This window comes from Embleya sp. NBC_00888 (assembly GCF_045207655.1).
In the GTDB taxonomy this organism is placed as follows: domain Bacteria; phylum Actinomycetota; class Actinomycetes; order Streptomycetales; family Streptomycetaceae; genus Embleya.
The window spans coordinates 3,032,432-3,053,018 of record NZ_CP108785.1 but is presented as its reverse complement, the minus strand read 5'-3'; the positions used below and the strand labels follow the sequence as shown (position 1 = coordinate 3,053,018).

Annotated in this window: 14 protein-coding genes; 6 read left to right on the top strand and 8 right to left on the bottom strand. The window is 73.3% G+C overall.

What is annotated here, in order from left to right; all coding sequences use genetic code 11:
• Window positions 1–124: 124 nt before the first annotated feature.
• The 3 genes from OG948_RS47755 to OG948_RS47745 form a co-directional block, all read right to left on the bottom strand.
• A complete protein-coding gene (locus OG948_RS47755; protein WP_406300663.1) occupies window positions 125–910 on the bottom strand; it encodes a DUF3152 domain-containing protein in 786 nt (261 codons plus the stop codon).
• Window positions 911–1,032: 122 nt separating this feature from the next.
• On the bottom strand, window positions 1,033–1,980 hold the full coding sequence (locus tag OG948_RS47750; protein ID WP_331771291.1) for a hypothetical protein: 948 nt from the start codon (window positions 1,978–1,980) through the stop codon (window positions 1,033–1,035).
• A gap of 288 nt (window positions 1,981–2,268) precedes the next feature.
• Entirely contained in the window at window positions 2,269–2,781 is a 513-nt protein-coding gene (locus tag OG948_RS47745) for a SigE family RNA polymerase sigma factor (RefSeq protein ID WP_331771290.1), read from the bottom strand.
• Window positions 2,782–2,961: 180 nt separating this feature from the next.
• On the opposite strand from OG948_RS47745, the gene OG948_RS47740 reads away from it, so the two are divergent.
• From OG948_RS47740 to OG948_RS47730, 3 genes are all read left to right on the top strand, one after another.
• A complete protein-coding gene (locus tag OG948_RS47740; protein ID WP_331771289.1) occupies window positions 2,962–4,266 on the top strand; it encodes a WS/DGAT domain-containing protein in 1,305 nt (434 codons plus the stop codon).
• Between the two features lie 302 nt (window positions 4,267–4,568).
• Window positions 4,569–5,135 carry an NADPH-dependent FMN reductase gene (locus OG948_RS47735; RefSeq protein WP_331771288.1) on the top strand — a complete coding sequence of 189 codons (567 nt, stop codon included), beginning with the start codon at window positions 4,569–4,571 and terminating at the stop codon, window positions 5,133–5,135.
• Between the two features lie 419 nt (window positions 5,136–5,554).
• Window positions 5,555–6,052: a cupin domain-containing protein gene (locus OG948_RS47730; RefSeq protein WP_331771287.1), complete on the top strand. Its 498-nt coding sequence runs from the start codon at window positions 5,555–5,557 to the stop codon at window positions 6,050–6,052.
• 251 nt (window positions 6,053–6,303) lie between these two features.
• Here the strand turns inward: OG948_RS47730 and OG948_RS47725 are convergent, their stop codons facing one another.
• Both OG948_RS47725 and OG948_RS47720 read right to left on the bottom strand, forming a co-directional pair.
• Window positions 6,304–6,855 (bottom strand): flavin reductase family protein, encoded by a 552-nt coding sequence (locus OG948_RS47725; protein ID WP_331771286.1) that lies wholly within the window; start codon window positions 6,853–6,855, stop codon window positions 6,304–6,306.
• Between the two features lie 126 nt (window positions 6,856–6,981).
• Window positions 6,982–7,413, bottom strand: a complete 432-nt coding sequence (locus tag OG948_RS47720) for a DUF2000 domain-containing protein (RefSeq protein WP_331771285.1) — start codon at window positions 7,411–7,413, stop codon at window positions 6,982–6,984.
• A 50-nt stretch (window positions 7,414–7,463) separates the two neighbouring features.
• Between OG948_RS47720 and OG948_RS47715 the strand changes: the two genes are divergently transcribed.
• Together OG948_RS47715 and OG948_RS47710 are read left to right on the top strand one after the other, a co-directional pair.
• Window positions 7,464–8,357 (top strand): AraC family transcriptional regulator, encoded by an 894-nt coding sequence (locus OG948_RS47715; RefSeq protein ID WP_331771284.1) that lies wholly within the window; start codon window positions 7,464–7,466, stop codon window positions 8,355–8,357.
• Window positions 8,358–8,471: 114 nt separating this feature from the next.
• Window positions 8,472–12,935 carry a hypothetical protein gene (locus OG948_RS47710; protein ID WP_331771283.1) on the top strand — a complete coding sequence of 1,488 codons (4,464 nt, stop codon included), beginning with the start codon at window positions 8,472–8,474 and terminating at the stop codon, window positions 12,933–12,935.
• A gap of 49 nt (window positions 12,936–12,984) precedes the next feature.
• Here OG948_RS47710 and OG948_RS47705 read toward each other — a convergent pair whose 3' ends face one another.
• Window positions 12,985–14,007, bottom strand: a complete 1,023-nt coding sequence (locus OG948_RS47705) for an iron-siderophore ABC transporter substrate-binding protein (RefSeq protein WP_331771282.1) — start codon at window positions 14,005–14,007, stop codon at window positions 12,985–12,987.
• 259 nt (window positions 14,008–14,266) lie between these two features.
• On the opposite strand from OG948_RS47705, the gene OG948_RS47700 reads away from it, so the two are divergent.
• Window positions 14,267–15,664 carry an aminotransferase class V-fold PLP-dependent enzyme gene (locus tag OG948_RS47700; RefSeq protein ID WP_331771281.1) on the top strand — a complete coding sequence of 466 codons (1,398 nt, stop codon included), beginning with the start codon at window positions 14,267–14,269 and terminating at the stop codon, window positions 15,662–15,664.
• Between the two features lie 52 nt (window positions 15,665–15,716).
• Here the strand turns inward: OG948_RS47700 and OG948_RS47695 are convergent, their stop codons facing one another.
• Both OG948_RS47695 and OG948_RS47690 read right to left on the bottom strand, forming a co-directional pair.
• Entirely contained in the window at window positions 15,717–17,366 is a 1,650-nt protein-coding gene (locus tag OG948_RS47695; protein ID WP_406300662.1) for an ATP-binding cassette domain-containing protein, read from the bottom strand.
• Window positions 17,367–17,493: 127 nt separating this feature from the next.
• On the bottom strand, window positions 17,494–20,448 hold the full coding sequence (locus OG948_RS47690; RefSeq protein WP_331773539.1) for an AAA family ATPase: 2,955 nt from the start codon (window positions 20,446–20,448) through the stop codon (window positions 17,494–17,496).
• Window positions 20,449–20,587: the final 139 nt, after the last annotated feature.

The following is a 20,587-nucleotide window of genomic DNA, read 5'->3' as shown; positions in this document are numbered from 1 at the left end:
ACGGCCCCGCAACGGACGCGCCGCCGGCGCCTCGGCCGTCGAGGAGCCGGACGCCGGCCGGCCATCGGTGGTCCCGGGAGGCCCGGGACCACCGATGGCCGGGTGGATACACCGGCCGGAGAACTCAGGCAGCGGCGGCGGGGTAGGGCCACGGATTCGCGACGCACAGCTTGCCGTTGTCCGCCTCGCGGCTCTTGGTCTGCTGCATCATCACCGGCGCCAGGCCGCCCGGCCCGCATCGGGTGTCGTGCTGGTGCCCCAGGCGGTGCCCGACCTCGTGATTGATCAGCATCTGCCGATAGCCGAGGATGTCGTCGCCGTACGCGGTCGAACCCTGGGCCCAGCGCCAGCCGTTGATCATCACCCACGGCGTGCCGGTCGCGTTGCACGACACATTGGACACGCTGGTGTCGCCGACGATGGGCGAACAGATCCGGTGCAGGGTGCCGGGACTGGACAGGCGCACCACGAACGACACGTCCGCGCCGTCGGTACGGTCGAACACCCGCCCGTCCCGCGCCCAACTGCGCGGATCGTTGAGGGTCTGCTGAACGATCGCGACGAACAGCGCATCGTCCAGCGCGAGGCCCTCCTCGATCTCCACCCGATACTCGACCCGCTTCGCCCCGGCCGGACCGGAGTCCTTGCCCGGCACGGTGACGAACTTCCCGCCGAGCCGCAGCGTCGACTCCAGCGGGAAACGCAGGCCGGCCTGGGCCAGGGGGTCCGGCGACGCGGACGCCCGCACCGGCAGGTCCCGCTGGGCCGACGGCTGCTCCGGCGCCGGGACCGCCGCCGCCGGCCCACCGCTCGGTAGCGGCGCCGGGGTGGCGCCGACGTCGACGGTCGACGCACCATCACCACCGGAGAACCCGGGCAGCGCGACGAGCAGGAACAATACGGCGGCCACCGTGCCTACCCCGAACAACACCCGCCGCACGCCGCGCGGGCGCGCACCCGAGTGGGTCCGGGCGTGGGCCCGGGCGCGAGCGGAGGAACGCGGTTTGGCACGACGTCCGGTGCCGCGCCCGCTCACCCGGTACCCATGCCGGCGTCCAGGAGCCGCCGGGCGACCGGTTCCCAGGCCGCGTTCCGGGCCATCGTCATACCCTGCTCGTCGGCCAGCGGCATCCTGCCCTTCACGGTCTCCGGGCGCGTTCCGTCCAGCGGCCCGTTGGCCCAGAGCAGTCGCAGCACGGTCGGGCCGATCGGCAACAGCACCGCTTGGCCCCGGAAGACGCCGTCCGGGGTGCGCAGGCTCTCCGAGGCCAGCCATGTGCCGTTGCGCTCCGGTTGCACGCACTTGACGGAGTGCAGAACCCCGTGTTCGTCCGTGCGCTCGGCCGGGGTCGGGCCGTCGGTTCGGCATTCCGGCAGCGTGCCGGGTCGCAGCGACACGGACACCACCCCGATCGGTCCGTTGCCCTCGTTCATGGTCATCTCGGCCGAGACCCCGGTTTCCGGGAGGTACCCGGTCCGCACCGTCGATCCCGTCCCGCCCGGCACCAGGGCGGTGAGTACGTCGCCGAGATCGCGCGCGATCGCCTGGTGGACGGCGTCCACCCCGCCGTCGGTCGACGGGCTCGGCCGGGGCGCGGCCGGCGACGCCGGTACGGCCGTGCGCTCGGACTTCGGGCCGGCCCGGTCCAGGGCGACCGCGGCCGCCCCTCCGATCGCCACCACCGCGGCCATCGAGGCCACGATGCCGGCGCCGGTGCGCATCAGCACGCCCCGTCGGCCCCGGGAGGCCGCGCGGGCCACCACGTCGGCCATCGAGCGGTTGCCCTGGTGGGCCAGTTCGTCGTGAAGCTGCCGGCGAAAGGCACGTTCCAGATCGGGGTCGAAGCCCGGTTCGAGGTCGGGTTCGAGGCCCGCCGCGAGGTCGGGTTCGAGATCGGCGCCGAGCGAGGCGCCGCGTGTGGCGCCGCGTGTGGCGCCGCGTGTGGCGCCGGGAGTGGGTGTTGCCTTTTCCGGTGTCATGGTCACCTCCTCTGCTGATCGGTCATCGTTCATCGGTCGGCTCCGTCCGGTGCCTTCGATGCAGACGCATGTCGTCGATACCTGTTCCGCGGTACGTGTCTCGGGTGCGTGGCTCGCGTGTGTCCTCGGTGCGTGACCCGGGTGCGTGTCTTCGTTGCGTGACCTCGGTGGGCGTGACGTCCGTGCCTGACTTCCGTGCATGACCTCGACAGAAGGCTGCCGCGCGCGTCCCGGACACGGGTCCTCCACGGACGTGTGCGACGGCCGTCCTCGGGCCCGCCGGCCGACTCAACCGACCAGCGGATTGACCGTGAGCGTGCCGCGCAGTCGGGCCAGTGCGCGGGGGCCCGCGCTCTTGACCGCGGAGGCGGACATGCCGAGCATCTCGGCGACCGCCTCCACGCTGTGGTCCTCCCAGTAGCGCAGGACCACCACCGCCCGATCACGCGGTGACAGCCGCATCAGTGCGTCGATCAGCGTGAGCCGAACGTCCGGGAGATCGGCGTCGGCCGCCTCGTCGGGTCGGCGCTCCAGGGCCTGCGCGTCGATGCCGGGAACCTCGGTCGAGCTTCGGCGGCGTCTGCGATCCAGGTAGGCGTTCAAGAGCACACGTTTCGCGTACGCGTGCGGTTGGTCGGTGTGTTCTATCCGACGCCAGGCCAGGTACAGCTTCTCCAAGGCGATCTGGGTGAGGTCCTCGGCGAGATGCCAGTCACCGCACAGCAGATACGCCGTCTGACACAGGCGGTGCGCCGAGGTTCGGGCGAACTCGGTGAACCCTTCGCGACCCTGTGGGCCCATCCCGACCTCCTTTCCTGCCGCCGCCGTCCCTGATCCATACGCAGCCGGGGGCGCGGAGGATGCACGTGTTCTGCGTCACAATGGGCAACGGCCCGCTCCTCGCCGGGCCGACGGCCCGCCTCGACGCCGGTCGGCCGGACGCCGGCGGCCGGCCCGTGACCCACCTCGGAGGCTCGGAACGTGCCACGAACCCCGCCACGTACGACTCATCCGGCGCCGGGCGACCTGCCGTTCGTCGTGCACGAGTGGTTCGGGGACTCCGGGGACCCCTGGTTCTTCGCCCTGGCGCGCTTTCGCGGCGCCGCGCCGGACGTGCGCGACCTGCGCGAGCTGGTCCGGGCCCGCTGGGGGTCCGTGCCGCGGCTGCGTCTGCGCGCGGGCGCGGTCGTACCGGGGCGCCGGCGCGGGCGACCGCGTTGGTTCGTCTCCGAGGACTTCGAACCGGACCGGTACGTGGTCGCCGCGCCGGTCGTGCCCGGCCCGAACGCGCTGCGCGAGCGCGTCGGGCGATTGCTCGCCGAGCGCATCCCGCCCACTCGCGCCACATGGCGGCTGTACCTGCTGTCCGGGCACGAGCACGACGGGTTCGCCGTGCTGTTGCGGATGCATCACGCGGTGGCCGACGGAGTCACGGTGATCCGGCTGCTGGAGCGCCTGATGGGCGCGGGGACCGACGCCGCGGCGGGACCGGCGGGGCCCGGCCCGGCGGTGCGTCGGGTGCCGCCGAGCCGGGCGTCCGCGCGCGGGCTCGCGGCGACGGCCGGCGGGGTGCTCCGCCGGAATTCCCGGCTGCCGTTCAACGGCCGGATCGGCGCGGGTCGCCACGTGACCTGGGTGACGGTGTCCCCGGAGACGGTACGGGCCGCCCGGCGCGCGACCCCGGACGGTGGGCGCCCGACCGTCAACGACGTGTACCTGGCGGCGGTCGCCGGAGCCCTGCGCGCGGTCGCACCGGCGGGTCCCGCGCTGCCGCGACGCGTCGCAGCGCTGGTACCGGTGAACATACGCGCGACGGGCGAGGCGGCACGGATCGGCAACGTGGTGTCCTTCTTCCGGGTCCCGCTGCCGCTCGCCGAACGGGATCCGGGCGTGCGACTGGCCCAGGTGCACGCGGCGACCACCCGCGCCAAGGCCACCGGGCAGGCCGCCATCGCGCGGGCCGCGATCGAGGTGAGCGCCCGGCTGCCGCTTCGGGTCGGCCGGCTCGCCGGGCTGGTCACGATGTCCGCGGGCTACGCGAACACGAGTTGCACCAACATCCCCGGCCCGGACGTACCGCTGGTCCTGCTCGGCCGACCCGCGATCGAACTGGTCGTGGCCCCACCGCTGATGGGCGCGCAGGGCGTGGTCTTCGGCTTCACCGGGCTCGGGGACGCCTTCACCGTCTGCGTCACCGCCGATCGCACCCACGGCGTGACGGCCGATCGGCTGGCCGAGGCGATCCGCGTCGAGTTCGAGGAACTGGCGCAGACCGCGGCCCGCTGAGCGGAGCCCGGTCGGCATCGGACGGGCCGGCGTTCGACCGTGAGCGACACCGCACGACGACGACCATCGATCCCGAGGGCGCCGGCGCGATCGGTCCCCTCTGTGGCATGTCGGGCCACCCGTGTCGGGGGTGTCCGGGACATACGTTTCTTCCATACCCGGGAACGGGAGCACCGCCGACCGGCTCGGTCGCCGGTCGTACCGTCGCGGTCCGAACCGCGCCGGTGGTGCGCGACGCTCGTCCGACCTTCGCGCGGCGCCCCGATCCGACCATCGAAGACCCACGAAGGAGCGCTCTCGCGATGAGTGACGTCAAGATCCTGGCGATATCCGGCAGTCTGCGCGCCGCGTCGCACAACACGTGGTTGTTGCGTGCCGCGCAGAAGTTCGCGCCGGGCGGCATGGACATCGAGATCTACGAGGGCCTGCGCGAGATCCCGCCCTACGACCTGGACCAGGACAACGCGAACGACCGCCCCGCCGCCGTCGCCGAGTTGCGCCGGCGGATCACCGAGGCGGACGGTCTGCTGATCGCCACGCCGGAGTTCAACTACTCGATCCCCGGCGTGCTGAAGAACGCGATCGACTGGGTGAGCACCGACTGGTCCCGGACCGAGGGTCTGCCGCTGCTGCACAAGCCCGCCGCGATCATGGGCGCGGCACCCACCAACTTCGGCTCGGTACGCGCGCAACTCGCGCTGCGTCAGGTGTTCGTCTGGACGCACACCGACGTGGTGGTGCGGCCCGAGCTGATCGCGTTCCGCTCGCACGAGCGCTTCGACGACGCGGGCAACCTGACCGACGAGGACACCATCGGGTTGCTCCGCGACCTGCTCGCCGCACTGGCGGAGAAGATCGACGGCAAGTGAGCGAGCGCGCGACCGGGGGCGCTGCCGGGCGGGTCCGGCAGGCGCGTCCGCGGTCCGCCGCCGAGGTTGTTCGCCATCCGGGCCGCCGGGATCCGACCGCGGGGAGCGCCGTCGGACCATCGTCGCGGTCGGATGCGCGCGGGGAGGGGTTTCGCCGTCACGGGGCGGCGAAACCCCTTGCCTCGTCGGCACGCCCTCACGCTCGCCGGAGGTGCCCGCTCGCGCGAGACGCACGCTCGCGAGGGATGAAATTGACCCATCATTTCGTGGCTGGAATGAACCATTCGATGGGTCGAACCACGCCGTAGATTGGTATCACCGAACAGCGGGGCCGGGCGCCGAAGGACATGTCACTCGACGCACATCGACCGGCCGGCCGTTCCCCTCGATCGACCCGACCAGCCACTTTGGGAGCCACCATGTCCACGCACGCCTCGAACGCCGCCGTCCCCGCCTCGATCCTGGTCCGTACCCAGGAGGCGGAGGTCATCCAGGACGGTCCCACCAGCCTGATCACGCTGCTGGCCGACACCCCCGGGATGACCGCCAACCTGGCCACCTTCGACAAGGGCTCCCCCGGTGCGCCGGCCCACTTCCACACCAGGGCCGACGAGATGTTCCACGTCCTCGATGGCACCATGCGCATCCTGCTCGGCGAGGAGATCGTCACCCTGGAGACCGGCGACTTCCTGCTGGTGCCGGCCCGCACGCCGCACGCGTTCGCACCGGCCCCGGACACCGAGGCGAAGATGCTGGTCGTGTTCACCCCCGGGATGGACCGCTTCGACTACTACCGGCTCCTGGAGCGGGTCTACCGCGGCGAGGCCGACGTCGCCGAACTGCGCGCGACCTCGGAGCGGTTCGACAACCACTACGTGGACAGCCCGGTGTGGCGCGAGGCCCTCGCCGGATCCTGAACCGTGCCGGTACTCAGGACGGACGTTCGGTACTCAGCTTCGCGGCCGAGTAGCCCTACGGATGGTTCGTGCCGGCGGGCCCCGCCAGGATGTGGACTGCGGGCAGCGAGCACGGGTGGGGCGGAACCGCCGACACGGGGTGGCGGAACGGGCGTCGAAGCACGATGCGGTTGTTGCACGGGAGGGGGTTCGCCGCCACGGGGGCGGCGAACCCCCTCCCCTCGTTTCGTTTCCCCCGGTTCCACGGCGGATCAGTCCCTGGGATGGCCCGCGTCCAGGTCCCGGACGTCGGAGAAGGTCAGCAGGTCGGGCCGGGTCGGGGCCGGATGGTCCGGAGCCCGGACGGGCGCCACCACGAAGCCGGTGTGGTCGCCCAGATCGATCGCCTCCAGGACACGACCCACGAAGCGCCGGGGACAGTCGTTCAGGAGCGGCACGCCGAACGGACCCTCGGTCCACGCACAGTGCGCGAACTTGTCCGTGCGGTCACCGGTCTCCTCGCCGAACAGGGCCGCGAGCGGGTGTTGCCGGGAATCGGGCGCGTGCACCGCGATGACGCCGGCCGCGGCGACGACGGCATGGGTGTGGTTCGCGGCGGACACGCAGACCAGGAACCGTCTCGGGTCGATACCGCACTGGGTGGCGAAGCCGACCAGGCATCCGGATCGCTCGCCGGTGTCCGGCCGGGCCGCCGTGACGATGAACATCGGGTAGTCGAGCGCCGCCACGAAGGCGTCGAAGTCGGCGTCGGCATCGGGACCGGGTTCTTCGGGCTCGGATCGACCTTTCGGCGGGTTGCTCACCACATCCACCCTCCTCGTCGCGACCGGTCGGATCGTCGGTTGTGCTTCCCGACCCGGGGCTACTGCCCACCGCCACCGCCGCTACGCCCCACCGCGCGATTATCCGGCCCCGCCCCGACCGATCCGCTAGGGATGCATCCGGGCACCCTTGAGGACCTTGTCGACCGCGTTGCGCGGGCCGTACACCGCCATTCCGACCAGGTCCAGATCCGCCCGCCGGACGGCTCGGACCGCGGCACGGTTGTCCCGGTCGTTGCCGGTGGCGAAGAGGTCCGAGGTGAACACCGCGACGGGCAGTTCGCGCCCCACGGCCCGGGTGTGTGCCGCCGTCAACACCTCCTTGGTGCCCTCGAAGACCAGCACCGGCTGCCGGAACATCGGCAGGTAGGCGGTGTCGTCGGCGTCCGTGTAGGGCTCGCCGATCACCTCCGGGATCCGCGTGCCGAGGCCGCTGACCAGGAACGCGGTGACGTTCAGTCGCTGCCACCGGGCCAGGTCGGCGCGCAACAACACGGCGATCCTGCTGTCGAAACGAACGGGTTCGTGCTCGGTTTCCATGCCTGGCATCGTGTCCGGGCCGGCCGGGGGCCGTCTTGTACGATCCTGACATGGTTGCCGGCGCGGAGATCGTGGCGTGGCGGCCGGCGGTGGCCGGGGTGCGCGAGGTCCTGCACGCCCACATGACCGATCACGCCTACCCGATGCACACGCACGCCGCGTGGACGCTGCTGATCGTCGACGACGGCATGGTCAGGTACGACCTGGACCGGCACGAGCACGGCGCCCTGCGCAGCACCGTGAGCCTGCTGCCGCCGCACGTCCCGCACAACGGGAGCGCGGCCACGCCGACCGGGTTCCGCAAGCGGGTGCTGTATCTGGACTCCTCGCACGTGGCCGACGAACTGATCGGCCCGGCCGTGGACCACCCGGTGCTCGCCGACCTCGCGCTGAGCCGGCGGGTACACCGACTGCACACCTCGCTGCTGCGGCCGGGCGAGGAATTGGAGGCCGAGAGCAGGCTCGCCTTCATCACCGAACGGCTGCGCGGGCACCTGGTGGGTCGGGTCGAAGTGCCGCTCGCCGTGCGTGATCCGGGCCTGGCCCGTCGGCTGCGCGACCTGTTGGACGAGCGATTCGTCGAGGGCGTCACCCTCGCGGAGGCCGCCCGCTTGTTGTACGCCCACCCGACCCACCTGGTGCGGGCCTTCGGCCGGGAGTTCGGCATCGGGCCACACCAATACCTGACCGGACGTCGGGTGGATCTCGCCCGCGGGCTCCTGCTCGACGGAATGCCGCCGCACACCGTCGCGGTGACCGCCGGCTTCTACGACCAGTCGCACCTGAACCGGCACTTCAAGCGTGTCCTGGGCACCAGCCCCGGGCGGTTCGCCCGCGGTGGAAGGCTCCCGGTCGTCACCGGCGAAGGGGACGAGGCGACCGGGCCGGTACCGCTCCACGACCGTCGGGACCGGCGCTCGCGCCGCACCCCTATCGCCCCCTAGCGTTTGTCCCGGGGCGGCCAACCGTCGGTGTGCTGTGGTGGGGTGGTCGTCGTGACACCGCCCGGGACGGGGGGCGACGGCGAACAGGTCGGCCCGACGAGGGGAAAGCGAACAGTGACGCAAGGAGCCGCGCGCCGGTACGACCCGGCCGCCGAGGTGCTGCTCGGACTCGCGGTGGCGAGCGGCGAACCCGGGGACGCGGGTCGGCTGCGCCACCGGCTCGGCGAGGGCGACCCCGCCTACCTGGCCGACGCCTCGCTGCCGATCGCCGCGCGGGTCAAGGCGGTTCGCGATCCCGACGTGCTGGTCCGGCGCGCGGTGGCGCGCAATCCGGAGGCCGGCACCACCGATCTGGCCGCGTTGCTGGAGCGGCCGGACCCGGTCGTGGATCGGCTGGTGTACCGGCACGCCACCGCCCTGCCGTGGATGCGCCGCGCGGTGCTCGCCCCGGGCCGACATCCGGATCCGCACGCGCTCGGCGTGTTGTGGGAGGAGATCCGCGCGTGTGCCGAAGACCCGCCGGACCACCCGCACTTCATCGGCGCCGCGGTGGTGTCCGGGATCCCGGCACTGATCGAGCACGCGCTGCGCGCCTGCGCCACGCGGCTCACCACAGCCGAGCAACTACGGGGCCTGTTGGGCCTGTTCGCCGACCCACCGCGACTGGCCGGGTTGCTCGCGGAGGTGGACTTCACGACCTCGCCCGCCGGCCCGGCGGCCGACGCCCATCCCCCGCCCGTGCACGACGTGACCGCCGTCGCCACCCGCGCGCTGAAGAGCGGCCGGACCGACGAGCTCGAGGCGGCGGTGGCCGCCGCCGAGGGCCCCGACGGCCTGATCGCCGGCCTGCGCGCCGGCGAGCCGGAACCCGCCTGGCGCCGCGATCCGCACTGGAACCGGCTGCTGGACGCCCAACGCGCCCAGCCGCTGCCCGAGGCCGCCGCGGCGGCGCTGGTCGCGCGCGCGGACTGCCCGGACGCCCTGCTCGTGGAGCTGTACCGAGCCCACCCGGCCGCGGTGGCCCGGATCGCCCGCCCCTCGGCCGCCCTCCTCGAAGCCGCCGCACACCATCCGGGCCACCCCGAGGCGGCCCGGATCGCCGCCTCGGCCGGCGCCGCCGGGCGCACCCACGAGCGGCACGCCGCCCTCGTCCTGGACACCGTCGCCCCCGCCCGGACCGCCGTCGCGACCCTGGCCGAACTCCCCTTCGTCCGCCCGCTCACCGACCTGCTGCACCGTCGGCTGGGCGGCTCGGCGAGTCGTTGGGCCGCGTTGCGGGTGCACCTGTCGCGGTATCGGGGCACCCTGGCCGAGTTGCTGGCCGAGATCGCCGACGGATCGATCCCGGAGGTCGGATCGACCGTGCCGCCCGCGCTGTCCAGGCCCTACCGATTCCTGCTCTACGCCGCCGAACCCGAGGACCTGCGAGCCCTGTTGCCGCACCTGCGCGACGAGCTGCTGCGCGACCTGCTGGGCAAGGGGCCGCTGCCCGCGCACGCGCTCGACGTCGCGCTGGCCACCCGCGATCCCCGGGTCTGCGCGGCCGTCGCGCAGAACGCCTGCCTGGACCCGCGCGAGCTGGGCCGACTCACCGCCCTGGACGACCCGTTCGTGAACGCGGCCGTGTACCGCAACCACCACACCCCGCTCACCCTGCGCCGCAGCATCGCCTCCGGGGTTCCGCGCACCCCGGGGCGCACCGAACTCGTGCCGCTGGACCCGCGGTTGCGTGCCGAGCTGCTGGACTGTCGGGATCAGCGCAGGCTCACCCCGCTGGCGGTCAGCGGCGACCCCGAGCTGGTGCACGCCGCGCTGTTCACCTTCCCGTCCGCCGACGCGCGCGGCTTCGCGTTCCTTCGGGTGTGGGAGCGCGGCGGGCCCGACGCGGTCCGGCGCCTGGTGCGATTGCTCGGCGGGCCGGGCCACTCGAACCAGGCCGCCGCCGTCCTGGAGGCGCTCGAAGCCCCGGACGGGCCGGGCAGGTTGGGCTCGCTGCGCATTCCGTACGAGGATCCCGACGCGCTCCCGCGCGTCTTCGCCACCGCGCGAGGACGCAACGCCACCCGCCGACTGATGGCCACGCTCGTCCACGAGCCGTACGTGTACGACCTGCCGCGCCTGGTGGCCGTTCATCGCGAGACGCCGTACCCGCCCGAGCCGATCGACGAACTCCTGCGCCACGAGCATGCCGAGGGCGAACCGGGCCGGTTGCTGCGGCTCGCCGTGGTCAACCGCTCGTGCGGCTCCACCGCCGAGGACCTCAACCGCGAGCCGATCGACCGGCTGACGACCGTCGCGTTCGGCCGCGCCGACGCGGCCTGGGTGAACGACTGCGTCGAACACGAACTACTGGATCCGGTACGGCTGGTGGACACCGCCCGGCCGGCCGGCGAGGTGCTGCGCGCGCTGCCCAGGCTGGCCCCCGACGCGGCCGCGCCCGTCCGCGCCCGGCTGGCGGAACTGGTCGGCACCCACCTGGCCGGCCACGTCGAGGCCACCGTGATCGGCCTCGGCCTGCTCGACTCCTTCGCGGGCACCGTCGCCGAACTGATCACCGTCGCCGCGCAGGCGGCCGGCCGGCCACCGGATGCCGCGCAACGGGCCCTGAGCGACGCCGAGATCGCCGAATTCGCGGACAGCCTCGCGCGTCGCCCGCCGACCGGCCGCGGTCGTGAGCCGGCCGGGCCGACGCTGCCGACCAGGCGCGGCCGGCGCAACACCCCCGACCGGGGCTGCGCGCTGGCCGCCGCGCACCTGCTGCGGGAGATCGTGCCGGGCGCGCCGATACCCACCGACCCGGCGGTGCTCGCGGTGTTCGCCGAGACCCTCGAGGCGGACGTGCCCGACCTGTGCCACCCGGTGTGGCTGGTCGCGGCGTGCGCGGCCGCTCCCTCCGACCTGCCGCGCGAGCGTCTGGCCCGGCGCGATCCGATCGGCTTCCGGGACACCGCCTCGGCCTCGGTGCGCTACCGCGCCGGTCTGGTCGGACCGGCCGACCTGATCGCCACGACGCCCGCACGCGCGTTGAGCGCCGCGCGCCCGGGCGAGTTCTCCCAACTCGCCCGCGAACCGCTCACCCGAGCCGTACGCGCCCTGCTCGCCGCCCGTCTGGGCCACGATCGCGAACGCTGGTCGGCCGCGCTCGCCGCGATGGACACGGAGCGCGGCGAACTGCCGCTGCCCGAACTGCTCGACCGGGTGGCCGCCGGCCCCGGCCCGCGACCCGAAGCCAGGCCCGCGACGCTGTCGAGCGCCGGATCGGCCCTGCTCGTCTACGCCGACGCGCACGTGCTCCACACGCTTGTCCCGCTGCTCGGACCCGGGTCACCGAGCGCCCTGGCCCGCGACGCGGAGCGCACCCGGCACGTCACCGAAGACCTGGTCGCCTACGTGCTGGAGCTGGCCGACGTCGCCCCCGCGCTGATCCTCGCGGACGGCGAGGCCCGCTCGCCGCACACCCGACACGTGCGCGGGCGGCTGCTCGACCGGCGTGATCCGATGCTGGAGGACCGGCTGTACGGCGACATCAGGCGGCCCGGCGACGCGGCCGAGCGGCGCCGGATCCTGGCCCGCGCGGCCGACGACACCCGGCCGCTGTCGCCCGCCCTGCGCGGGCGCCTGCTCGCCCCGGGAGTGTTCTCGAAGTATCGGACGGACGCGCTGCGGGTGACGGTGGAGGCGGCCGACGCCGACGTGGTCGAGCGCGCGCTGGAGGCGATGTCGGGGAGGTTGTCCCTGCTCGAGCAACTGATCGCGGCGCGCAACGCGTTGCGCTTCGGCGGGCCGCACCGGCTGCGCGCGCTGATCGACCGCGGCCTGTTGGGCAGCGGTGCCGCCAAGGTCGCGGCGAAGGCCCTGGCCGGCACCGGTGATCCGGCCGAGGCCGCCGTCGCGGTGCTGACCTCGCGGATCGACCGGGAGTCCTCGCCGGCCCGACTGGTGGCCAGGCTGCGCGCGTGCGACCGGCTCGCGGACGCCGAACGTGTCCTGGACCGGCCCTACCGGCGCGACTGGGCACTGCTGGCCAAGGAGCACGCGCGCGAGCCGTGGCCCGCCGGGGTCCGGCACGCGCTCGCGAGCCGACCGGACGCGCCCGACGAGATCGTCCTGGCGATGCTCACCGACCTGCACCCCGCCGAGGCGTTCGCCGCGGCCCGGCGCGGGCCGCGCGTGGCCCGTACCGTCGCCGCGTGGGTGCTGCCCGAAGGCGGCACCGCCGAGTGGCATGTCGAGATCGAGCGGTTGATCGAGGCGGGGCTGCTCACCGGCCACGATCTGGTGCACGAGGTGGGTCACGCCGATCGTGTGCTGCGCTATGTCGCCGACGCCCGGGCACGTGTGGACCCGTCCGAGCCGGTACGGGTCGCGGTCCACGCGGCGTACACCGAGATCGGCGCGCTGACCGCGGACCTGCTCGGCACCGAGGAACGGTCCTGGCAACGTCTGTTCGCGGCGCTCACCGAACGCGACGAACACTGGCGCCGGGCCGAGGGGCCGGCCGCGGGCGTCGCCGCGCTGCTCGCCCACGCGGCACGCGAACCCCTGGGACGTGTCTGCGATCCCCCGACCGGCGGCTGACCCGGATCGACCGGCTCGTCCCGGCCGATCCGGGTCGGGCGGATCGACCTCAGCCGAGCAGGTTCTTCTCCAGGTCGCCCAGGATCGCGTTCGCCGCGACCACACCCAGGCCGAGGTACCAGGTGTCGTCGGGGACCGTGACGGCCTTGCCCTTCTCCACCGCGCCGAGCTTCTTCCACAGCGGGTTGTCGGTCACCCGTGCCTGCGCGGTCTTGTCCGCCGGGCCGTAGGTGCCGACGAAGATCCTGTCCGCGTCCGCCTCGGTGATCCGCTCCTCGGACAGCTCCACGGCCAGGTCGTCGATGTTCTGGTTCGCCGGCCGCGGCAGACCCACGTCCTGGAGCACGGTGCCGATCAGCGACTTGTTCGCGTACAGCCGGATCTTGCCCGGCATGAAGCGCACCATCGAGATGGTCGGCTTGTTCGCGCCCAGCTTGTCGCCGAGCGCCTTGGCCCGGACCTGGTAGGCATCCAACTGCTGCTTGGCATCGGCGGTCTTGTCCAGGGCCGCCGCGTTGAGCAGGAAGTTCTCCTTCCAGGTGTAGCCGGGCCGCACCGAGAACACCGTGGGCGCGATCTTGGACAACACCGGGTACTGCTGCTCCGCGCGCAGCTTGCTGCCCAGGATCAGGTCCGGCTTGAGGTTCTCGATCGCCTCGAGGTTGAGGTTGTTGATCGTGCCGACCTTGGCCGGCTTGCCCGCCTTGCCGTCCAGATACGCCGGGAGTTCCTGCGATCCGTCGGTGAACGCGATACCCACCGGCTGGACACCCAGTGCCGCGACGTTGTCGAGCTCGCCGGTGTCCAGCACGACGACCCGCTTGGGCTGCGCCTTGAGCGTCACGTCGCCCATCGCGGTGCGGATCGTACGCGGGTACTGTCCGGGCGCCGCGTCCGTGCCCAGGCCCGTGGACACCTGGCCGGCGCTGCCGAACTCCTTGCCGCCGGCCGCCACGGCGGGCTTGCCGCCGCCCTTGTTCCCGTCCGAGGAGTCCGCGCCGCAGGCCCCGGTGAGCAGGGCGGCGGACAGGGTCACGGCGACGGCGGCGATCCGGCGGCGAGGTATCGGCATGGGTCCTGGTTCCTTGGCGCGTGAGGGACGCGGACCGGGTACCACGACGACGCGGCGATCGGCCCGCACTGCTGGGACAGGCTCGACCGCTGAGGTAAGCCTTACCTTGTCACCCTAGGGGATGCTTGTCGCGGATCAGCCATCAGGGGTGAGAACGGGCATCCGGCCGACCGGCCGCGACCGCGGATCCACCCGGCCGAACCCGTTGACGCCGCCTCACGGGCGGCGCGAGACTCGGCTCACCCGGGGAGGTGGTGCCGTGGTGGTGGCCGACGTGCTCGGTCCGGACTTCGACGCGATCCGACGCGAGGAGTACGGCTATCTGGACGACGCGGGGCTGGTCTACCTCGACCACACGGGCGCGGGATTGGCCGCACGCCGCCAGTGGCGCGCGCACGCGGCGCGGATGTCCGGGGCCACCTACGGCAATCCACACTCCGAACACCCGGCCTCGGTCGCCTCCACCGCACTGGTGGAACACACCCGCCAGGCGATCCTGGAGCACTTCAACGCCGACCCCGACCGGTACGCCGCCGTGTTCACCGCGAACGCCACCGGTGCGTGCCGACTCGTCGGCGAGGCGTACCCGTTCCGTCGCGGCAACCGCTTCGTGCTGCCGATCGACAACCACAACTCGGTCAACGGCATCCGCGAGTACGCCCGCGCCGCCGGCGCCCGCACCCGGTACATCGGCCTGACCGGCCCGGACCTGCGCCTGGACGGCGACGCGCTGCGCGCCGCGCTGACCCGTCGCCGAGGTCTGCTCGCGTTTCCCGCGCAAAGCAACTTCACCGGGGTGCGGCACCCGCTGGAATGGATCGACGTCGCCCACCGGCACGGCTACGACGTGCTCTTGGACGCGGCCGCGTACGCACCCACCAATGTGCTCGATCTCGGCGCGGTACAGCCGGAGTTCGTCGCGGTGAGCTGGTACAAGGTGTTCGGCTACCCGACCGGTGTGGGCTGCCTGCTCGCCCGCCGGGACGCGCTCGCCCGCCTGCGCCGGCCGTGGTTCGCCGGCGGCACCATCGAGGCGGCCAGCGCGCAGGGCGGCTGGCATCGCATGGCCGACGACGAATCCGCCTACGAGGACGGCACCCTCAACTTCCTCGCCATCCCCGACGTCGCGCAGGGTCTGACCTGGGTGGACGAGGTGGGCATCCGGGCCGTGCACGAGCGGGTCGATCGACTCACCGCCCATCTCCTGTCCGGACTGGCCGAGTTGCGCCATCACCGGGGCGAGCCGATGGTCCGGGTGTACGGGCCCGGCACGGTGGACGCCCGGGGCGGCACGGTCGCGCTGAACATCCTGGACGCCGCCGGGACCGTGGTCGACGAGCGGATCGTCGCGCGGGACACCGCGGCCGCCGGGATCTGCGTCCGCACCGGCTGTTTCTGCAATCCGGGCGCGGGTGAGGCGGCGTTCTCCATCGCCCGCCGCACGCTGCGCGGCGCGGTGCTGCGTACGGCCGCCGCCGGCGGGACGCTGGACGACTATCTGACCCGGCTCGGGCTGCCCTCCGGCGGCGCGGTGCGGGTCTCGCTCGGGTTACCGTCCACGATCGCCGACGTGGACGCCTTCCTCGACTTCGTCGCCCGCACCTACCGCGACCGACCCGTCGACCCCCGGGGGTTGGCACCGAGACTGCGCTGTTGAACCGACTGCCGAGTCGGCCGATCCGCCCGCCCCGAGGTCCGACGATCGGCCGTCAAGCTCCCGCTCGCGGGCACCGGCGGGCCAGCACCGCGCACGTCGCGACCAGGAACAACACGGCGCAGCCCGCGAGTACGGCCCAGCCGAGCACCGGCGTGTGGTCGAAGCTGTCCCCGTAGGAGGCGAGCAGCGGCGGGCCGAGCGCGGACCGGCTGTGCGCCCAGCGCCCGGGCAGGTCCAGATCGCTGCCCAACGCCTCGAACGCCCACCGGTTGGTCATCGCGTAGCTGAGCGCGTGTCCGATCGCGGGCATCCGGGGCACCGGCACGAACGCCCCGGAGAAGAGCACCTGCGGAAAGCACAGCAGCGGCAACATCAGCGTGGCCTGGCCCACTTCGGTCACCGCCGCCGAGGTCAGCAACCCGAGCGCGAGCGCCGCCGCCGACGCGAGCAGCAGGGTCACCAGGAGGGATCCGTACACCTCCCAGGACGCGGCGGGCAGCCGGTCCAGGGCGCGCAGCACCGCGAGCAACAGCACGTCGGCAAGCGCGAGGATGGGCAGCAGGACGGTGCACTTGGCCGCGACATAGGGCCCGATCCGCAGCACCGTCAGGCGTTCGCGCCGGACGATCGGCAGCTCGACACAGATCTGCAACAGGCCGTAGGTCAACCCGAAGAAGAAGCCGCCGAACGCGATCCAGAACAGGATCATCGCGGCCCCGGAGGGACTCGGGTCGGCCGGGTCGAACGCGCCGGGCCGAAAGAGCATCGCGAACATCGCCACGATCACCAGCGGCGAGCCGATCAGCATCGCGGCGGCCGGTCGGTCGCGGGTGATCAGTTCCAGGTCGCGGCGGGCCAGGATGGACCATTGGCGAAGCGCGCGATCGGCCCGGGGCGCCGTGCGTGCGACCGGCTCGACCGACGCCCGAGCCGACTCCGACGGCCGGTCCAACTCCGGTTCCAGCGCCCCCACTTCCGGCTCCAGTTCGAGCTCCGGCTCGCGCTCCGCGTCCGCACTCGCCCCCCGAGCGGCCACCGCCGCGTACACGTCGGCCTCCGTCGCGACGCCGAAGTGCGCGCACATCGCCCTGGGGTCGCCCACGTACGCGAGCCGACCGTCGGGCGCCAGGAACGCGACCCGGTCGCAGCGGGCCAGGTCGGCCGGCGCGTGGGTGGTGAGTACGACAGTCGTACCCCCGCGGGCCAACTCGCGTAGTACGGACATCAGTTCGGCCGCCGCCGCCGGGTCGAGGCCGGAGGTCGGTTCGTCCAGGAACAACACGCGGGGCCGGGTCAGCAGCTCGACCGCGATGCTCGCGCGCTTGCGTTCGCCGCCGCTGAGCGTGTCCACCCGGTGGTCCGCGCGCGCGGTCAGCCCGAGCGCGGCCAGCGTCCGCGCGACGGCGGCGTCCACCCCCTCGTCGGCCGGCTCGCGCAGCGCCGCGGCGTAGCGCAGGCTGTGCGCGAGCGGCAGCGCCCGATGCAGGATGTCGTCCTGCGGCACGTACCCCAGACCGCGCGCGTCCGGTCGGCCGCCGTCGTGCCGCACCTCGCCCGCGTCGGGCGGCCGGAGTCCGGCCAGGGTGTCCAGGAGCGTGGTCTTGCCCGATCCGCTGCTCCCGGCGATCGCCGACACCTCACCGGCCTCGGCCACCAGCGAGGTGTCCCGAAGTACGGTGCGCCCACCGATCGTTCGTGTCACCCCGCTTGCCGCGACCCGTACCCCGTGCTCCCCCACGACCACCCCCGACGGCATGCCCCCGAAACACCGAACGGACCATGTATAGCCCGTCCGTCGCGCGAGGACACCCCACCCGGACCGATCCGGTTCAGGAAGCGTCGTCGACCGGAGGCGAGTCCTCGACCAGGCGCATCCGGTGGGCCAGCGCGGCGGCCTCGCCTCGGGTGGCCACTTCGAGCTTGGCCAGGATGTTCGAGACGTGCACGCTGGCGGTCTTGACGCTGATGAACAGGGTCTCGGCGATCTGTCGGTTGCTGCGTCCCTCGACGAGCAGCCGCAGCACCTCCCTTTCCCGGGGCGTCGGTTCGCCGACCTGGTGCGCCGCGCGCCCGGCGGCGAAGCCGGGGTGTCCGGGCAGGTCGATCCGGGCCCGGCGGGCGAGCAGTTCGATCTGTTCGCGCAGGGGCACCGTGCCCAGCACCACCGCGGCGGCGTGCGCCCGGGCCAGCGCCGCGCCGGCCTCGACCCGATCGCCGGCGGCCACCAGCGCGGCGCCGAGGTCGGCGTACGCCTGGGCGGTGGGGTACGGCTGGGTGGTCGAGTCCCAGGCCGCGACGACCTCCTGCCACTGCGCGACGGTGTCGGTGCGCTCGGCCCGGTCCAGGTGCGCGTTCAGCGTCAGCGCCTGGGTACGGTCCAGCGCGCAGTCCAGCGACAGCGCCGCGCCCGCCGCCCGGATCCGGCGCAGGTCGGCCCGGATCGCGTCGGTCGGCTCGCCCTCGGCGTACGCGCGGGCCGCCTCGATCAGCAGCGGGAAGGCGAACCGCTGGTTGCCGACGCCGAAATCGGCTCGCAGCTCCGCGTCCAGGATCTCGTCCAGTTCGGCCCGTCGGCCGCGCACCCGGGCCAGCGCGATCGCGGCGCCGGACAGTGGGATCCGGTGTTGCGCCTCCTGATACTTGACGCGTGCGCTCTCCTGCGCGTGGGTCAGGTGGCCGGCGGCCTGGGAGACGTCGCCGCGGACCAGGTGGGCCATGGCCAGTATTCGTTCGGCGTGTCCGCTGGCGCAGCCGTCGGCGTTGTGCTCACGGATCTCGTCCACCGCCTTGGCCGCGTCGTCCCAACGACCGAGCGAGAACAGGCTCTCCGCGAGGTTGCCCAGGACGAACGCGCCCGCGTTGCGGATCACGCCTCGGTCCCTGGCCAGGTCCAGCGCGCGGCGGGCCGCCTGCACCGACTCGTCGTGCCGGCCGACGCCTTCCAGCACCGAGGCCCAGTTGCCGAGCACGTAGACGAGGGTGTCCGGCTTGGCGCCCCGCGCCGCCTCGGCGACACGAACCGCCTCCCGCCCGTGCGCGAGTGCCTGCTCCTCGTCGAGCTCGCCGACTCCGGTGAGGAACCAGGACAGCGTCTGGTGGGTGGTGGCGAGCAGGTCCTGATCGTCCAGGCGCCGGGCGATCTCCAGGACTTCCCGGGCCATCCGCACCGCCTCCTCGGCCTCTCCCTCCAGGAAGTGCGCGCGGGCGCTCCGGATCACCACGTTCGCGTACTCGATCGATTCCGGAAGGTCCTTCAACAACCTTCCGGCGTGCTCCAGTTCGATCATGCCGGGGCCGCGACCCAAGCGGCTCAGCGCCTTCGCCCGCTGGGTCCACAGGGCCGCCGCCCGGACCGGCTCGCGCTCCTCGTCGAGCAGGTCCAACGCCTGGCGCAGCAAGGCGAGTTCGCGGTCCCCCGAGTTGTCGTAGCGGGCCGCGACGATGGCGCCGTCCAGCACCCGGGCCAGGGTCGTGCCGGTCAGTCGCTCGGGATGGGGGGCCTGGTCCCACATCGCGATCGCGCTCTCGTACAGCGTCCACGCCTCGCCGAACGCGTACCGGTCGGCGGCGGCCGCCGCCGCGGTCACGCTCGCGGGCAGGGCCAGGGCCGGGCGGCCGGCCGCGATCCAGTAGCGGGCCCGGCGGTCCACGTGGTCGCGATGCGGTGGCAGCTCGCCGCGCTCGACCAGGGTGTCCAGGGCCTCGGCGAACGCCGCGTACATCCGGGTGCGTTCGCCGGGGAGCAGGTCGCCCAAGGCCGCCTCGCGGACCAGCGCGTGTCGGAAGGAGTAGCCCTCGCCGTCCGAGTCGGGCACCAGGACGTGGCCGGAGACCGCCGTGCGCAGCGCCGTCTCCAGCGTGTCCGGATCCAGGCCCGCCACCTCCGCGAGCAGCCGGTGCTCGACCCCGATGCCCCCCACGGCGGCCAGGCGCACCACCCGGCGAGCCTGCTCGGGCAATTGTTCGATCCGGATCAGCAGCAGGTCGCGCAGCGTGTCCGAGAGACCGGCGAGTCGGCCGTCGCGGACGCCGGCGGCGAGTTCCTCGACGAAAAACGCGTTGCCCTCGGAGCGCTCGAACACCTGCTGGGTGAGCGCGCGCGAGGGCGGGTCGCCGAGCAGGCCGGTGAGGTGCTCCTCGACCTGGGGCATGGTGAGTCGGCCCAGTTCGAGCCGGCTCACCGTGCGGATGCGCTCCATCTCGGCGACCAGCCGGCGCATCGGGTGGCTGCGGTCCATCGCGTCCGCGCGCAGCGTGCCGACCAGCAGGATCCGGCCCCGGCGCAGCGAGCGGACCAGGAACGCGAGCAACTCGCGGGTGGCCGAGTCGGCCCAGTGCAGGTCCTCGAAGGCGACGACCAGCGTGCGCTCCTCGCCGATCCGCTCCAGCACGCGCAGCGCGGACTCGTACAGCCGGGCCCGCTCGGGCGCGGGGCCCTGGCCGGGTTCGGCCGCGAGGGTGGGCGAGATCCAGGCCAGTTCACGACGCCGGTCCCCGACCGCGGCCTCGAAGTCGACGCCGAGCGCGCCGGAGAGGGTGCGCAGGATCGCCGAGAACGGCGCGAAGGGCAGCCCCTCGGCGCCCAGTTCGAGACACGCTCCGACCGCGACCGAGGTCGGCTCGGTCCGCCCGGCCGCCTCGACCAGGAACTGCTCGAGCAGCCGGGTCTTGCCGACGCCGGCCTCGCCGGTGGTCAACACGACGCGGGGCTCGCCTCGATCGGCCTCCCCCAGTGCCTCGACCAGTCGCCCCATCTCGAGCTCACGTCCGACAAAGAGCGGCACACCACCTGGAACACTCACACGAGGCAGCTTCCCATGCGACACGCCCCGACGGGCAGAGCGGGTACGAACCCCTGCGGACCCTGCGGGCCCTGCGTCGGCCTCGGTGAACGGACGCAGTTCCAGGCGCGAGGTCTCCGGA

What these genes read in the sequence shown, in the direction of transcription:
- OG948_RS47705 (WP_331771282.1), bottom strand. Translation starts at nt 14,007, where the DNA reads ATGCCGATACCTCGCCGCCGGATCGCCGCCGTCGCCGTGACCCTGTCC.
- OG948_RS47750 (WP_331771291.1), bottom strand. Translation starts at nt 1,980, where the DNA reads ATGACACCGGAAAAGGCAACACCCACTCCCGGCGCCACACGCGGCGCC.
- OG948_RS47745 (WP_331771290.1), bottom strand. Translation starts at nt 2,781, where the DNA reads ATGGGCCCACAGGGTCGCGAAGGGTTCACCGAGTTCGCCCGAACCTCG.
- OG948_RS47730 (WP_331771287.1), top strand. Translation starts at nt 5,555, where the DNA reads ATGTCCACGCACGCCTCGAACGCCGCCGTCCCCGCCTCGATCCTGGTC.
- OG948_RS47735 (WP_331771288.1), top strand. Translation starts at nt 4,569, where the DNA reads ATGAGTGACGTCAAGATCCTGGCGATATCCGGCAGTCTGCGCGCCGCG.
- OG948_RS47715 (WP_331771284.1), top strand. Translation starts at nt 7,464, where the DNA reads ATGGTTGCCGGCGCGGAGATCGTGGCGTGGCGGCCGGCGGTGGCCGGG.
- OG948_RS47720 (WP_331771285.1), bottom strand. Translation starts at nt 7,413, where the DNA reads ATGGAAACCGAGCACGAACCCGTTCGTTTCGACAGCAGGATCGCCGTG.